Annotated in this window: 13 protein-coding genes; 3 read left to right on the plus strand and 10 right to left on the minus strand. The window is 66.9% G+C overall.

Annotated features, from left to right (window positions below; translation table 11 throughout):
• Positions 1–37 precede the first annotated feature (37 nt).
• Positions 38–2,692, minus strand: a complete 2,655-nt coding sequence (gene alaS, locus L879_RS0107920; RefSeq protein WP_027315620.1) for an alanine--tRNA ligase — start codon at positions 2,690–2,692, stop codon at positions 38–40.
• A gap of 204 nt (positions 2,693–2,896) precedes the next feature.
• On the opposite strand from alaS, the gene L879_RS0107925 reads away from it, so the two are divergent.
• Positions 2,897–3,346, plus strand: coding sequence for a DUF2231 domain-containing protein (locus L879_RS0107925; RefSeq protein WP_027315621.1), 450 nt, complete (start codon positions 2,897–2,899; stop codon positions 3,344–3,346).
• Positions 3,343–4,656 carry a PQQ-dependent sugar dehydrogenase gene (locus tag L879_RS0107930; protein WP_027315622.1) on the plus strand — a complete coding sequence of 438 codons (1,314 nt, stop codon included), beginning with the start codon at positions 3,343–3,345 and terminating at the stop codon, positions 4,654–4,656. Before L879_RS0107925 ends, L879_RS0107930 begins: the two co-directional genes overlap by 4 nt.
• 129 nt (positions 4,657–4,785) lie before the next feature.
• Here L879_RS0107930 and recA read toward each other — a convergent pair whose 3' ends face one another.
• Together recA and cckA are read right to left on the minus strand one after the other, a co-directional pair.
• Complete coding sequence (recA, locus tag L879_RS0107935; protein ID WP_027315623.1) at positions 4,786–5,880, minus strand: recombinase RecA; 1,095 nt, start codon at positions 5,878–5,880, stop codon at positions 4,786–4,788.
• A 176-nt stretch (positions 5,881–6,056) separates the two neighbouring features.
• Positions 6,057–8,588, minus strand: a complete 2,532-nt coding sequence (gene cckA / locus L879_RS0107940) for a cell cycle histidine kinase CckA (protein WP_027315624.1) — start codon at positions 8,586–8,588, stop codon at positions 6,057–6,059.
• A gap of 390 nt (positions 8,589–8,978) precedes the next feature.
• Between cckA and L879_RS0107945 the strand changes: the two genes are divergently transcribed.
• On the plus strand, positions 8,979–10,193 hold the full coding sequence (locus L879_RS0107945) for a hypothetical protein (RefSeq protein ID WP_051435156.1): 1,215 nt from the start codon (positions 8,979–8,981) through the stop codon (positions 10,191–10,193).
• A gap of 84 nt (positions 10,194–10,277) precedes the next feature.
• Here the strand turns inward: L879_RS0107945 and dksA are convergent, their stop codons facing one another.
• From dksA to L879_RS0107975, 7 genes are all read right to left on the minus strand, one after another.
• Positions 10,278–10,697, minus strand: coding sequence for an RNA polymerase-binding protein DksA (dksA, locus tag L879_RS0107950; protein ID WP_027315626.1), 420 nt, complete (start codon positions 10,695–10,697; stop codon positions 10,278–10,280).
• A 149-nt stretch (positions 10,698–10,846) separates the two neighbouring features.
• A complete protein-coding gene (locus L879_RS0107955) occupies positions 10,847–11,833 on the minus strand; it encodes a YcjF family protein (RefSeq protein WP_027315627.1) in 987 nt (328 codons plus the stop codon).
• Positions 11,830–13,278 (minus strand): YcjX family GTP-binding protein, encoded by a 1,449-nt coding sequence (locus L879_RS0107960; protein WP_035458988.1) that lies wholly within the window; start codon positions 13,276–13,278, stop codon positions 11,830–11,832. Before L879_RS0107960 ends, L879_RS0107955 begins: the two co-directional genes overlap by 4 nt.
• 66 nt (positions 13,279–13,344) lie before the next feature.
• A complete protein-coding gene (locus L879_RS24060) occupies positions 13,345–13,593 on the minus strand; it encodes a hypothetical protein (protein WP_051435157.1) in 249 nt (82 codons plus the stop codon).
• 54 nt (positions 13,594–13,647) lie between these two features.
• Complete coding sequence (locus L879_RS20965) at positions 13,648–14,430, minus strand: hypothetical protein (protein ID WP_051435158.1); 783 nt, start codon at positions 14,428–14,430, stop codon at positions 13,648–13,650.
• A gap of 97 nt (positions 14,431–14,527) precedes the next feature.
• The gene (locus L879_RS0107970) at positions 14,528–15,052 is read right to left on the minus strand and encodes a SixA phosphatase family protein (RefSeq protein WP_027315629.1); all 525 of its coding nucleotides are present in this window, start codon (positions 15,050–15,052) and stop codon (positions 14,528–14,530) included.
• On the minus strand, positions 15,052–15,900 hold the full coding sequence (locus L879_RS0107975) for an AAA family ATPase (protein WP_027315630.1): 849 nt from the start codon (positions 15,898–15,900) through the stop codon (positions 15,052–15,054). The genes L879_RS0107970 and L879_RS0107975 overlap by 1 nt, the downstream gene beginning before the upstream one ends.
• Positions 15,901–15,917: the final 17 nt, after the last annotated feature.

The following is a 15,917-nucleotide window of genomic DNA, read 5'->3' on the forward strand; positions in this document are numbered from 1 at the left end:
CCGAAAGAGCGTTTCGCGCGTGGGGTTTTGCACGGTTTTACATGCCGGTTGCCATCGCCGCTTCGATGGCCGAGAGCGCCGCTTCCGCCTGCGCCCCATCGGGACCGCCGGCCTGGGCCATGTCGCGGCGTCCGCCGCCGCCCTTGCCACCGAGCTTTTCGGAGCCGATGCGCACGAGCGAAACGGCGTCGTACCTGGTCGTCAGATCCTCCGTGACCGCCACGACGATGCCCGCCTTGCCGTCCTCCGCGACGCCCACGATGGCGACCACGCCCGAACCGAGGCGCTTCTTGCCCTCGTCCGCGAGGCTCTTGAGGTCCTTCATCTCCACGCCGGTCACGGCGCGGGCCATGAGCTTGGTGCCCGCCACCTCCTTGACCGGCTCGCCCCCGCCCGAACCGCCGCCGCCCAGGGCGAGCTTGCGGCGGGCCTCGGAAAGATCGCGCTCCAGCTTGCGGCGCTCCTCCAGGAGTGCCGACAGGCGGGCGGAAACCTCGTCCACCGGGGTCTTGAGAAGGCCGGCGACCTCGCGCAGGCGGCGGCTTTCCTCACCGAGATAGCGGCGGGCGGCATCGCCCGTCATGGCCTCGACACGGCGCACGCCGGCTGCGACCGCATTCTCCGACACGATGGCGATGATGCCGATCTCGCCCGTGCGGCTCACATGGGTGCCGCCGCAGAGCTCGACAGAGAAGGCCCTGTTGGCCTCGCCCTTGCCCATGGACACCACGCGGACCTCGTCGCCGTATTTCTCGCCGAAGAGTGCGCGGGCGCCGGATTCGATGGCCTCGTCCACCGCCATGAGCTTGGTGACCACCGGTTCGTTCTGGAGCAGCACCCGGTTGGCGATCTCCTCGACCTTGGCAAGCTCCACGTCCTCGATGGGCTTCGGGTGGCTGAAATCGAAGCGCAGGCGGTCGGGCGCGACGAGCGAGCCCTTCTGGGCCACGTGGTCGCCGAGAACCTGGCGCAGGGCCTCGTGCAGAAGGTGGGTCGCGGAATGGTTGGAGCGGACGGCCGAGCGGCGCTCGTGATCGACGATGAGCTCCAGCGATTGATTGAGCTTACACAGGCCGTGCTCCACGGTGACATGGTGCACGAAGAGGTCGCCGAGCTTCTTCTCGGTGCCGGTCACGAAGAGCCGGGCGCCCTCGCCCTGCATCACGCCGGTATCGCCCACCTGGCCGCCGGATTCGCCGTAGAAGGGTGTCTGGTTGAGGACCAGGAGGCCGCTCTCGCCCGCCTTCAGTTCCGTCACCTCATGCCCGTCCTTCAACAGCGCCAGGACGACGCCCTCGGCGGTCTCGGTGTCGTAGCCCAGGAACTCCGTGGCCCCGGTGCGCTCTTTCACGGAAAACCACACGGTCTCCGTAGCCGCCTCGCCGGAGCCGGACCAGGCTGCGCGGGCCTTCTCGCGCTGGCGCTCCATGGCGGCGTCGAACGCCTCCGTGTCGACGCCGATGCCGCGGGGCTTCAGGGCGTCCTGCGTGAGGTCGAGCGGGAAGCCGTATGTGTCGTAGAGCGTGAAGGCCGTCTCGCCCGAGAGGTTCTGGCCCTTGGCGAGGTTGCGGGTCTCGTCATCGAGGATGGCGAGGCCGCGCTCCAGGGTCTTGCGGAAGCGGGTTTCCTCGAGCTTGAGGGTCTCGCCGATGAGCGCCTCGGCGCGGATCAGCTCCGGGTACGCCTGCCCCATCTCCCGCACGAGGGCCGGCACGAGGCGGTACATGAGCGGCTCCTTCGCGCCGAGCAGCTGCGCGTGGCGCATGGCGCGGCGCATGATGCGGCGGAGCACGTAGCCGCGACCCTCGTTCGAGGGCAGCACGCCGTCGGCCACGAGGAAGCAGGAGGTGCGCAGGTGATCGGCGATCACCCGGTGCGAGGCCTTGCGGTCGCCTTCCGGCGCCACGCCCGTGGCATGGGCCACGGCCTCGATCAGGGTTCGGAACAGGTCCGTATCGTAGTTCGAGTGAACGCCCTGCAGGATCGCCGAGATGCGCTCCAGGCCCATGCCCGTGTCGATGGAGGGCTTCGGGAGGCCGATGCGGTTGCCGGGCTCGATCTGCTCGTATTGCATGAACACGAGGTTCCAGAACTCGAGGAAGCGGTCGCCGTCCTCCTCCGGGCTGCCGGGAGGGCCGCCCCAGAGCTTGTCGCCCTGGTCGATGAAGATTTCCGAGCACGGGCCACAGGGGCCGGTATCACCCATCTGCCAGAAATTGTCCGAGGTCGGGATGCGGATGATCTTGGAATCGGAGAAGCCCGCGATCTTCTTCCAGAGGTTCGCTGCCTCGTCGTCGTCATGGTAGACCGTGACGAGGAGCTTGTCCTTGGGCAGGTCGAATTCCTTCGTGATCAGGCCCCAGGCGAGCTCGATGGCCCGCTCCTTGAAGTAATCGCCGAACGAGAAGTTGCCCAGCATCTCGAAGAAGGTGTGGTGGCGCGCCGTGTAGCCCACATTGTCGAGATCGTTGTGCTTGCCGCCCGCGCGCACGCATTTCTGCGCCGTCGCCGCCGTGGTGTAGGGGCGCTTCTCGGCCCCCGTGAACACGTTCTTGAACTGCACCATGCCGGCATTGGTGAACATCAGGGTCGGGTCGTTGCGCGGTACGAGAGGGCTCGACGCCACGACCTCATGGCCGTTCTTGGCGAAGTAATCGAGGAAGGCCGACCGGATTTCGTTGACGCCGCTCATGGAACTCATAGCTCAAGGTAAGGGGCTTGCGGGCCCTCATGGCTGATATTTGGGCCGTTTCTAGACGCCCGCGCCTCCCCTGTCGAGGTGTCGCTTCGTCCAAAGTGCGACCTTAAGGAAGCGGCTCCCGGGGGCTTGCTTCTGGAACCTTCGTCCCCTGCCGCCGTCGTCTCGGGAGAATATCCCCACAGCAGGACAGCCGCGATGAGCGAGTTCCACCCTCCGTCGAAAGCCAGTATCGCGGGACACCCGATCCATCCGATGCTGGTGCCCTTCCCGATCGTCTGCTTCACCGGCGCGCTCGCCACCGACATCGCCTATTGGCGCACGGCCGACATCATGTGGTCGAACTTTTCGGCCTGGCTGTTGACCATCGGCCTTCTCATGGGGGGCCTGGCCGCCCTGGCGGGATTGGTCGACTTCCTCGGCAGCCGCTCGGTACGTGCTCAAGGTCCGGCCTGGCCGCACATGATCGGCAACGCGCTTGTCCTAGGGCTCTCCCTGCTCAATGCCTTGATCCATAGCCGCGATGCCTGGACCTCGGTCGTTCCGACAGGATTGATCCTGTCCGCGATGGTCGTGGCGCTGATGCTCGTCACGGGCTGGCTCGGCTGGTCGATGGTCTATCGCTACCGGGTGGGAGTTCTGCCATGACTGCCTTGCGCCGCATCGCCCTTCTCTGCCTCTCGATGCTGGCTCTTGCCGGATGCAATGACGAGGAGGCCTTCGATACGCAAAGCCAGATCGGCCCCAATCCGGTTCTGCCCGAGCCGCAGCAATATCTCGTGCCACCCATGCGCCTGGCCAAACCGGTAGGATGGGGGCCGAACGAGACGCCGACCGTTTCCAAGGGCCTCAAGATCCAGGCCATGGCCAGGGACCTCGCCAATCCCCGCACCGTGTATCCCCTGCCCAACGGCGACGTGCTTGTGGTGGAATCGGGTGGCCCGAATCTGGAGCCCGTCGAGCGGCCCAAGGACCTCATCATGGGCTGGCTGATGGCCTCCGCCCATGGCGGCACGAAGCCCGGGAACCGCATAACCCTGCTGCGGGACGCCAACGGCGACGGTGTGCCCGAACTCAGGACGGTCTTCATCGACCACCTCAACTCGCCCTTCGGCGTCGTTCTCGTGGGCGAGGACCTTTACGTCGCCAACACGGACGCGATCATCCGCTTCCACTACACGCCGGGCCTGACGCGGATCACCGAGCCCGGCACGAAGCTCGCCGACCTTCCCGGCGGGCCCATCGACCACCATTGGACCAAGGCCCTCACGGCGAGCCCGGACGGATCGCTGCTCTACGTGGGCGTCGGCTCCAACAGCAACATCACCGAGAATGGCATGGAGGCCGAGAAGGGCCGTGCCGCCGTATGGGAGGTGGACCGAGCGTCGGGGCGCGCGCGGATCTTCGCCGGGGGCATCCGCAACCCCACGAGCCTCGCCTTCGAGCCGCAGACCAAGGTTCTTTGGGCCGTCGCCAACGAGCGCGACGAGCTGGGACCCAATCTGGTGCCCGACTACCTGACATCCGTGCGCGAGGGCGCATTCTATGGCTGGCCCTACAGCTATTACGGCCAGCACGTGGATCCCCGCGTCATGCCCCAGCGGCCGGACCTCGTCGCCAAGGCCATCCCGCCGGATTATGCGCTGAGTTCCCATGTGGCCCCGCTGGGCCTCGCCTTCTATACGGCCGGCGCCCTGCCGGAGACCTATCGGGGCGGCGCTTTCATCGGTGAGCACGGGAGCTGGGACCGCAACCGCTTCAACGGGTACAAGGTGGTCTATGTCCCCTTCCAGGACGGCAAGCCGAGCGGCAAGGCGCAGGACGTGGTCACGGGCTTCCTCGCCGGCGAGGACGGCGCCCATGGCCGCCCGGTAGGTGTCGCCGTGGACAGGACGGGCGCCCTGCTGATCGCGGACGACTTGGGCAACGCGGTCTGGCGGGTCTCCGCCGCGCAGTAGAGACAGCGCCGCCGCTGCAACGAAAAAGACCGCCGCGATCTCTCGCGACGGCCCTTCCTTTGCCCTTGAAGGAGAGCAAAACCTTTATGGGGCGCGAGCCCGGCCGGACAACCGGTCCGGCCCGCGGCCTCAATCGGCGGACCCCTCGTCCAGATCGTCGGCGGTCGGGGTTGCTTGCTCCAAGATGCGGTCGGCGAGCAGGCCGGCATTCTGGCGGATCTGGGCCTCGATCTTGCCGGCGATCTCCGGGTTGTCGCGCAGGAACTGCTTGGCGTTCTCACGGCCCTGGCCGAGACGCTGGCTGTCATAGGAGAACCAGGCGCCGGACTTCTCGACGATGCCGGCCTTGACGCCGAGATCGACGAGCTCGCCCACCTTGGACACGCCCTCGCCGAACATGATGTCGAACTCGACCTGCTTGAAGGGCGGAGCGACCTTGTTCTTGACCACCTTCACGCGCACCGAGTTGCCGATCGGGTCGTCGCGGTCCTTGAGGGTCGAGACGCGGCGGATGTCGAGGCGCACGGAAGCGTAGAACTTCAGGGCGTTGCCGCCCGTCGTCGTCTCGGGACTTCCGTACATGACGCCGATCTTCATGCGGATCTGGTTGATGAAGATCACCATCGTGTTCGAACGGGAGATCGAACCGGTGAGCTTGCGCAGGGCCTGGCTCATGAGGCGGGCCTGGAGGCCCGGCTGGACCTCGCCCATCTCGCCGTCGAGCTCGGCCTTCGGGGTCAGCGCCGCCACCGAGTCGATGACGAGCACGTCCACCGCGCCGGAGCGCACGAGGGTATCGGCGATCTCGAGCGCCTGCTCGCCCGTATCGGGCTGGGAGATCAGGAGGTCGTCCAGGTTAACCCCGAGCTTGCGGGCATAGACCGGATCGAGGGCATGCTCCGCGTCCACGAAGGCGCAGACGCCGCCCTTCTTCTGGGCCTCTGCGATGGTGTGGAGCGCGAGCGTCGTCTTACCCGACGATTCCGGCCCATAGATCTCGATGATGCGGCCGCGGGGCAATCCGCCCACGCCGAGCGCGATGTCGAGGCCGAGCGATCCCGTCGAGATGGTCTCGATCTCAACCGGCTGCTGCCCCTTGCCCAGCCGCATGATCGAGCCCTTGCCGAAGGCACGCTCGATCTGGGAGAGCGCCGCGTCGAGAGCTTTCGATTTATCTTTATCCATTGATGAGCTTTCCACCAGTCTCAGAGAGGACTGCGACATGACCGGACATCCTTATGGCACGGAGGGGAGTTGAATCTCAACGCGGTGTTGAGGAAATATATGTACTCACTTTGTTCCCATCCGCAAGTTCTTTTTTCGTTCTCATTCCAGAATTCACAGAGCGTGGGCCCGCCTCGATACAACAAGGATAATTATCTATTAAAATCAGATATTTACTACCCGATCACCTGCTTCACGGTCTCGACCAGCTGGCGCAGGCTGAAAGGCTTGGGCAGGAAGTTGAACTCCTCCCCTTCCGGCAGGTTCTTGCGGAAGGCTTCTTCGGCATAGCCGGAGACGAAGATCACCTTCAGATCGGGATAGAGCTTGCGCAGCTCGCCCAGGAGCGTCGGGCCGTCCATCTCCGGCATGACCACGTCGGAGACCACGAGGTCGACCGGCGCGCCGCGCTCCTGGATGATCTCCAGGGCCTCCACGCCGGAGGCCGCCTCCAGCACCGTGTAGCCGCGGGCGGCAAGCGCGCGGGCGTTCACGGCGCGCACGGGATCCTCGTCCTCCACCAGGAGGATGGTGCCCTGCCCCGTCATGTCGGCGGCAGGCTTCTTGGCGGCCTCGGGCTTGGCCTCCTCGGGCGCCTCCTGCACGGCCGGGATGTGGCGCGGCAGGTAGATGCGGAAGGTCGTGCCTTCGCCCGGCGTCGAATCGACGTCGATATAGCCCCCGGACTGCTTGACGATGCCGAAGACCGTGGAGAGCCCGAGACCGGTGCCCTTGCCGACCTCCTTGGTGGTGAAGAAGGGCTCGAAGATTTTCTCCAGAACCTCGGGCGGCATCCCTGAGCCCGTGTCGGAAACCTCCACCAGGACGTAATCGGCCGCCGGCATGCCGCTGACATGAAGCCGGCCCGCCTCGGCTGCCGAAACGTTCGCCGTGCGGATCGCGAGCCTGCCGCCGTTGGGCATGGCGTCCCGCGCATTGACCGCCATGTTCACGATCACCTGCTCGAACTGGTTCACGTCGGCCTTCACGAACCAGAGGTCGCGCCCATGGTTGAGATCCAGGCTCACGCGCTCGCCGAGGAGCCGCTTGAGCAGCATGGAGAGGTCGTAGAGCTGGTCGTTGAGGTTGAGAACCTCGGGCCGCAGGGTCTGGCGACGGGAGAAGGCGAGCAGCTGGCGCACCAGGCCCGCTGCCCGGTTCGCGTTCTGCTTGATCTGCATGATGTCCTGGAAGGACGGGTCGGTCGGCCGGTGGTTGGCGAGCAAAAGGTCGCTGTAGCCGATGATGGCCTGGAGCACGTTGTTGAAGTCATGCGCGACGCCGCCGGCCAGCTGCCCGACCGCGTTCATCTTCTGGGACTGGGCCAGCTGTTCTTCGACCTTGCGGAAATCGGTGGTGTCTAGGGCGTAGAGGATCGCCGTCTCGCCCTCCGCGCCCATGTCGCCGACGGGGGTCACCCAGACCCGGACGGAGCCGCCGGTCTCGCCCGCCGTCTGAAGCTCCAGGGGCGGGATGTCGCCCCGGTTTTCCACAGCGGCCCTGAGCGCCGTCTCGATCGGCGCGCGCTCGCGGAAGGCATCCAGAATCGACGGCCCCTCCTGACCCCCCTCGCCCGAGCGCGGCAGGGTGCCGAACAGCTTGGAGAAGGGCGCGTTGGCATGGACGATCCGGCCGGCGCGATTGACCGTCGCGATGGCGATGGGGGTGTTGTTGAAGAAGCGCGCGAAGCGCACTTCCGCCGCGCGCTGCCCCTCGTCGACCTCGCCCCCCGCCGAGCGGTTGAGAACGAGGGTGCGGGACGCGCCCATCCGGCCGTCCTGGCCGAAGGCGATGCGGTGATAGAGGCGGACGGGCAGGAACTGCCCGTTGCGGCGGCGCAGGTCCAGGTCGAAGGTTTCGGTGCGGACGCTGCCCGGCTCCCCGGAGAAGGAGGTCATCATCGATACCACGTCGCCGGGCATGATGTCGGCCAGGGCCAGCCCGCCGGAGCCGACCTGGGCGAGATCGTAATCGAGCCAGGAGGCGAGCGTGGCGTTCAGGTACACGATGGAGCCGTCGGGATCGACGGAGAGGAAGCCCGCCGGGGCGTGGTCGAGATAATCGATGGCGTGCTGGAGCTCCTGGAAGACGTTCTCCTGCCGCTCGCGCTCATGGGTAACCTCGGCGATGGTCCAGAGCGCCGCCTGGCGCCCGTTGGGGCGCGGCACGGGGCGCACGCGCACCCTGTACCAGCCGAATTCCTGCAAGCCGTTCAGGGACGGCGAAAGGCGGATTTCCTCGGTGCCAGTCCGGTTCTCCCGGGAGGCCTGGGCCAGCCGGTAGATCGCCTCCGACACGTCCGGCGCCCCCATGAAAAGGCGCTCGACCGGCCTCGCCTCCCCTCCCTGCATCCCGGCAAGGGCGAGATAGGCCTCGTTGGCATAGACGATGCGCCCGTCATCCTCGACCACCACGAGGCCGTCGCCGGAGGTATCGGCCATGAGCTTGGTGATGTCGTTGCGCGCGGCCTGTCCGGAAAACTGCACCACGCCGATGGCGACCGCGAAGAGAAAGAAGACGCCCGCCATGGCGAAGAAGGCCAGAAGCCCCAGGATCAGGGGCTGGGCGTTCTCGATGCCGAGGAAGCGCAGGCTCAGGGTCGCCCCGACCAGGACGCCGGCCAGGAGCAGGACCCAGCCGATATGGCCGTGACGGTCAGAACGGTCGATGGCCGAACCCTTTGACGTGTCGCCCTCGTAAGCAGCCATGAATTGTCAACATCCTCAGCGGGAGCGGTTTCGCCTGGCGGCACCGGCAGCGGAATCGCCGCCAACCGCTTGATCTATGTGGATCATCCTACACGGTAATTCTTGATCGACCTCTAAGGCGCTGCCAAGGGCGGGAGCAAGGGCCAAGGGGCGGAGAACGCCACAAGATCGCCTCTCTCCGCCACACGAAATCCCTATTTTCCTTGATGAAAGGGCGAAAAGACCCATCTTGGACGGATCATCGGGAGCCGTTCCGCACCCCGTTGTCCCTCTGCGGAAGCCGGGCCTCCGTTAACCATCTGTTAACCTTGCCGCTGGCTTTGACGGTCAATGTGGTACAACCAACACAGAAGTGGCCTGCAAGGGCCAACCAACGTTTGAGAGTTCATCGTGTCATCTCTTTTTGGTATCGAAGCGCCGCGGGCAGTTCTCTTCGTGATCGCGTTTGCGATCATCCTCGCCTTGGTCGTGCTCTTCGGCGTCGTCTTCCGCAAGCTGACGGGTGCCCGCCTGATGATGCCGGGCAACGACCGCAGCCGCAGCCGCCAGCCCCGTCTGGGCATCGTGGATGTGTATGACCTCGACCGGCAGCGGCAGCTCATCCTGCTCCGCCGGGACAATGTCGAGCACCTTCTCCTCGTCGGCGGCCCCAACGACGTGGTGATCGAAACCAATATCGTCCGCGTGCCCGGCGCGCGGATTCCCGCCGCATCCAGCGAGACGGGCGCCGAGCGCTATGAGCCGATCCTGGACCAGGCTCCGCGCGCGCCCCAGGTCGAGGCGAGCGGGCGGCCGTCCATCGAGAGCCAGCTCGCGGCCCAGCTGGGCGCCTTCGTGCGCCGTCCCTCGGAGGAATCCGACATCGAGGAGGAGCTCGCGCCGGTCGCCATGGTGAGCGCGCCCGTTCCAGCCCATCCGGAACCGGAGCTGAAGCCGGATACGGTCACCGTTTCGACGGCTCCGGGAATCCAAGGCCTGCGCGCCGAAGCCAGAGGGCCCGCGTTCGAGGCCGCTCCGCCTGTTCCGCCTCCGGTCGTGGAGCGCCGCGAGCCGCGCCCGAGCTTCACGCCTCCGCCCTTCCAGTCCCGCGCGACCCCGGCGCCCGCGGTTCAGCCCGAGCCGGTCCGCGCGCCGGAACCCAAGCCCGCCGAGCAGCCGGCTGCCGAACGGACCGGCCCCGATGCGGCGCTCCTGTCGGACATGGCCAAGCAGCTCGAAGAGGCCCTGAAGCGTCCGGCGAGCTCGGTCCCTCCTCCAGCGGCGCCCGCTCCCGTGCTTTCGCCTTCGGCCCAGGTCGACATTCGGGACGAGGAGGAATTCCCCGAGCCGGTTCCGGCCCAGGAAGAAACTGCCGCCCTCTATGACGAGCGCGAGGAAGAGATCGCCGAGGAGCCGGAAGCAGCCCCTCCGGTCCCGCCTGTTCCTCCTGTGGAGCCGGTCCGGTCCGCCCCGCCGCCTCCCCCCGTCTCGGCTCCTCTGCCACCTCAGGCCAAGGAGGCCCCGGCGGCTCCGAAGAAGCCGGCCGACCCGTTCTCCGTCGAGGATATCGAGGCGGAGTTCGCCCGCCTCCTCGGACGGCCGCTCGATCCGAACAAGAAGGGGTAAGGCGCTCCGCGCCTCTCCTGTCCGGCACGCATAAAAAAGGGCTCCATTCCGGAGCCCTTTTTGATGGGTTGAGTGGGAGAGGGTTCAGTCGTCCCGATAGACCCGCTCGTTCCGCTCGTGACGCTCCTGCGCCTCGAGCGAGAGCGTTGCGATGGGGCGAGCCTCCAGACGCTTGAGGGAAATCGGATCCCCGGTTTCCTCGCAATAGCCGTAGCTGCCATCCTCGATCCGCGCCAGGGCGGCGTCGATCTTGGCGATGAGCTTGCGCTGGCGGTCCCTGGCACGAAGCTCGATGGCACGATCCGTCTCGGAGGAGGCGCGATCCGCAAGGTCAGGATGATTCTCGTTCTCGCTCTGCAAGGTCGCGAGGGTTTCCTGAGCCTCCTTGAGGATGTCGTTCTTCCAACGGATCAGCTTGCGCCTGAAATACTCCCTCTGCCGGTCATTCATGAAGGGCTCGTCTTCTGTTGGACGGTAACCCTCATCAATCACGATATCTGTCATGCAGCCGTTCTTCCCCGATAAGCCGTGGCGCCCCTATATAGGCAAGCAGGGTCCGGGACAACGAGATTAAGTGTCATCGATTTGTCTAAGAGGAGAGTCCTGCCCCGTTCCTCCAGGAAAAGAGCCTATGCGAACGATATGTCGCACCCTCAGGACGCCGCCGCTTCTGCCCGGCTGATGAGTTCGCCCGCCACGTCCCCGATCTTGGGCGCCTCTTCGCGGATGAAGGGGAGCGGCCGGCAGACGGACAGGGCGGCGAGGCCGAACCGGGCCGTCATGAGGCCGTTCAGCACCCCCTCCCCGAGCTTCGCCGAGATGCGCGCCGCCAGTCCCAGCCCCAGCACCTGCTGCATCAGGCTGTCGCCCACAGCCACCCCTCCGGTGACCGCGAGATGATTCACCGCCGCCCTGGCGAGCCGCAGGAACCCGAACAGGCCGGGCCTGCCGCCGTAGATCCGGGCGAGCGTCCGCAGGAGCCGCACCGCCGCGAAGATCACGAAGGCTACATCGACGATGGCGCGGGGGCTGACCGCCGTCACGAGGGAGACCTGCTTCGCAGCGCCCGCGATGGCGCGCTTGGCCTGGGCGTCGAGCGGGGCCAGCAATTCACGCTCGGCGATTGCCAGCCGGTCGTCCGCATCGATGATCTCGTCGGTGAGGCCGCGCAGGCGCGCGCTCCCCTGGGCGGCGGCAGCCCTGCCGCCGTAGAGCCCGATGAGGTCTGAGACGATGTCCTTGGCGGCCTTGTGGTCCTTGACCGCAAGCGCGTCGACCGCCGCCTCGCGCAGTTTCTCGATCTTCTTCTCGCGCCAGATGCCCGCGATCTCCCGGCCGATGATGGCGAGGAAGGCGACGGCGGCGAGGATCGCGAGGGCCAGCGCCAGCCAGCCCAGCCAGGGGGCGACGGCATAGAGATCGACGATCAGGTTCTCCACCGCCAGCCCGAGCCCCAGGACGAGGAGCCCCGACACGGCCGAGAGCAGGATGCCGGCCCAGGGAGCCCGGCGCTTCTCGCCCATGGGCACCACGACGCCGTCGGCCGCCTCGATGGCGTCGAACGGCTCCTCCGTGACCTGGACGGACCCGGCGGCCACGTTTGGATCGTCAAGGCGATAGGCGCGAGGTTGGCGGCTCATGCGAAACGATCCCCCAGCAGGAATTCAAGGGCGCGGTCGAGACGGATGTGAGGCATCTTGGCCATGCGCCCCGCCGCATCGACCGGCAGCCTCGGGGGCCGGAAGCGCGGGAAGCGCAAGGAACCCGGCGGGACGGCGCCCTGGAACACGGCCTCGGCCGTCTCCGGCAGCTCGCCCGGAAAGACGGCGGCCTCAGTCTCGCCGTCGAAGACCTCGCCGCCGACCCGCTCGCCTGCCTCCGGCACGCCCGCGACAGCCCGCAGGGTCTCGCGACCCTCTCGGATGGTCGTTTCCCGGGTGGCGCGCACGGAGGCGAGCGCGACGGTCCCGACGCGCGCGCCGGCGGCCTCGGTCCGTCGGGACGCCCGGTTCACGAGAAGGCGGAGGATGGCGTCGAGCCGGTCGTGATCCGTGTGATGGATGTGATCGGCCTTGGTCGCCGCGAAGAGAACGCGATCGGCCCGGGGCGAGAACAGGCGGGACAGGAGCGTGTTGCGTCCGATCCGGAAGGCCATGAGCACCTGATCCAGCGCCTCCTCCAGCTCGGCCAGGGCCACGGGCCCTGCATCGATGGCGGCGAGCACGTCCACCAGCACGATCTGGCGGTCGATGCGCTGGAAGTGATCGCGGAAGAACGGCTTGACCACATGGGTCTTGTAGGCCTCGAAACGCCGCTCCATGAGGGCGGCGAAGCTCCCCGGCGCAATCGGCGCGCCGCGCGGAAGGTCGAGCGGGGCGAAGGTGAGAGCGGGCGAACCCGCCAGGTCGCCGGGCATGAGGAAACGCCCCGGAGGGGTCGTCGCGACGGCCTCACCCCCTGCGCGCAGAGCAGTGAGATAATCCTTGAACGCGTCGCTCGCCCGGGAGGCGAGCATTTCGTCGGAAGCTCCTGCGGGATCGAGGCTTTGCAGGATGTCGTGCCACCTTCCGGCGACGGGAGCGCGGTCGCGCCTACGGCTCGCCTCGATGGTCTGGCGGGACCATTCCGCATAACCGGAATCGAGCAGCGCCAGATCGAGCAGCCACTCGCCGGGATAATCGACGATGTCGAGGGCGAGCGAGGCGGGTCCCGTGCGCCAGCCGCTCCTGCGCTCGTATTCGATATCCACCCGCAGCTCGCTGATCCGGTTCGTGGATTGCGGCCAGCGGCGGCTCTCCGTGAGGGCCGCCATGTGCTCCTCGTAGGGAAAGCGCGGCACCGCGTCGTCGGGCTGAGGGCTGAGATGCGCGCGCCGGATCCGCCCCTCGGCGGAGGCGCGGAACGCGGGCAGGCTCGTGCCGCGGGTCAGGTGGTGGACGAGAGCCGTGGTGAAGACGGTCTTGCCGGATCGGGCGAGCCCGGTGACGCCGAGGCGGAGAGACGGCTGGATCAGCTGGCCGGAAGCCTCCCAGAGCGATTGCGCAGCGAAGCCGGCACGGGAGGCAAGATCGGTAATGACGGACACGAAGATGAACCTATGCTCTCAAGCCAAGCTTGTAGGTGGGGCCCGGAATCCTCAGCCGCAAGTGCGCTACCGTTCCAGGCTGGGCGAAGCGCGCTGGAGCAGCTCGGCTTTCCGCGCCGCAGCCAGGGCCTCCTCCCGCGCCTTCACGGCGGCCCGTTCGATGGCGGCCTCCACGAGGTCGGGGCTCGCCTGCAGCATCCCCAGCTCGAAAGCCGACATGGCAAGCATGACGGGCGTGAGATTGGGCAGGGGTGTGCCGTCTTCCGCAAAGAGCTTCAGGTCGTCGCTGGGGCCGAGCCCCAGGCCATCGACCATCCGGCTCGCATAATGGCGATGGCGCTGTTCCTCCGAGGGACAGGCGGCCGCGGCCTAAACCTTTGGAGCGGGATCGGCTGCCGCGGCTGCGGAGGAGAAGGGCTTTTGCGCCGTGGCGCGAGGGGCCGCCGCCAGGGGCGGCGTCTTCGGCTTGGGCTTTTCGCCCATGCCGGCGGCGATGTCGGGCACCCGGTATGGCGGGGTCTTAGGAGATGTCTTGGACGCCAGGGGGATCACCATGGAGACCCGGGCGGGCTTGCCGCCCGGACCGGCCCTGGCCGTGTAGCGCACGGCCCCTCCCCGTCGTCGCGAGGCGAGATACTGCGCGCGGACGGTGCCGCCGATGCCCCTCACCGCCAGCATCGCCATGCCGCCGATGCCGGTCGCGACACCGCACTCCGCGGGCGCCCAGCGGCGCACGATGTCGAGGGCGGATCGGCGCTTGAATTCGAGGTAGTAGCGCCGCAGCAGGGTGGCGGCGGCATCGGCCCCGTGATCGGCCGAGGCGAAGCCCACATGGCCTTCGCTGTCGGCGGCCAGCTCCCCGTTCCAGCGGGCGCTCTTGATGCACCAGTAATTGTTGAGCTTCACGCAACGGGTGACGAAGGGGCGCTCGGCCCGGAACAGGGCGACCATCGCCACGACCGGCTTCGGCTCCAGCGCCTCCACGGCCTCGGAGCGCCAGTTGGAGACCGCGCGGGCCTCGGGCTCGTATCGAGCCTCGACATCGTTCGCGTCCGGCTCAAGACGCAGCGCTTCGTTTCCAGGATGGTGCGCGCCGCCGGGCAGGATCGAGCGGACCGCAAGGGCCAGCGCGAGCAATGTCTGAGGAACCATGATGACGATCAGCCCCCGCTTCGGCCTGAAACAATCGGGAAGGTTTCAGGCAGAACGATGGTGGGGCGGATACGTTCATTTCCGGCGTGGCAGAAAACTAATCGTCCTCGCCGTTGCCCAGGGAGTTCGGCGTCACGAAGCGTTCGAGCCGGCCGGATTTCTTCCCCACGTCCTCCCAGCTCTCCAGGTCGAAATCGATGACGGCCAGGCCCGCCGTGGGATATTTCTGGCCGAGCCGCAGGATGCTGTCCATGTCGCCCTCGCCGATGAGCAGCCTGGCGAGTTCCTCGAAGCCCGGGTTGTGGCCGATGACCAGAAGGGTTCGGATCTGGGGCTCCACTTCGCGCACCACCGTGAGCAGGCGTCCGGCGGGCGCTTCATAGACCCGCCCGTCCCGGCGCATCTCCACATCGCCGAGAACGGGCTGCACGTGCTCCCAGGTTTCCTGCGTGCGCCGGGCCGGTGAGACGATGGCGAGGTCGGGCTCGAGCCGCTCGCTCCTCAGGTAGTTCCCCATGACGAGGGCCGCCTCCTGCCCGCGCTTGGCGAGAGGCCGGTCGAGGTCGAGAACGCCCGGGGGCCAGGCGGCCTTGGCGTGGCGGAGGAGCAGGAGACGCAGCATCATCGTCCTTCCCGTCGTGCGATGAAGGCCAGCTTCTCGAAGAGGCTCACATCCTGCTCGTTCTTGAGCAGGGCTCCATGGAGCGGCGGAATGAGTTTGCGGGTGTCGCGCTCCCGCAGCTGCTCAGGGCCGATATCCTCGGAGAGCAGGAGCTTGAGCCAGTCGAGCAGCTCGGAGGTGGAAGGCTTCTTGCGCAGCCCCGGCACCTCGCGCACGTCGAAGAAGATCTTCAGAGCTTCCTCGACCAGCCGGTGCTTGATGCCGGGATAATGCACCTCGACGATGCGGGCCATGGTCTGCGCATCGGGGAACTTTATGTAATGGAAGAAGCAGCGGCGCAGGAAGGCGTCCGGCAGTTCCTTCTCGTTGTTGGAGGTGATGATGACGATGGGCCGCTGGGCGGCCTTCACCGTCTCGCCCGTCTCGTAGACGAAGAACTCCATGCGATCGAGCTCGAGCAGAAGATCGTTCGGGAACTCGATATCGGCCTTGTCGATCTCGTCGATCAGCAGAACCGGCCGCACGTCGGAGGCGAAGGCCTCCCAGAGCTTGCCGCGCTTGATGTAGTTGCGGATGTCGGTGACGCGCGGATCGCCGAGCTGGCTGTCGCGCAGGCGGGACACGGCATCGTATTCGTAAAGCCCCTGCTGGGCCTTGGTGGTGGACTTGATGTGCCAGGCGATCAGCGGGGCATCGAGGCTCCTGGCGATCTCCTCCGCCAGGACGGATTTGCCCGTACCGGGTTCTCCCTTCACCAGAAGCGGACGCTGGAGCGTGATCGCCGCATTCACGGCGACCGTGAGGTCCTCGGTAGCGACATACGACTCGGTCCCGACGAAACGCGCCATTCTTTCACCACTCCTTT

Origin of the sequence: Microvirga flocculans ATCC BAA-817, from assembly GCF_000518665.1 — a bacterium.
Lineage (GTDB): Bacteria > Pseudomonadota > Alphaproteobacteria > Rhizobiales > Beijerinckiaceae > Microvirga > Microvirga flocculans.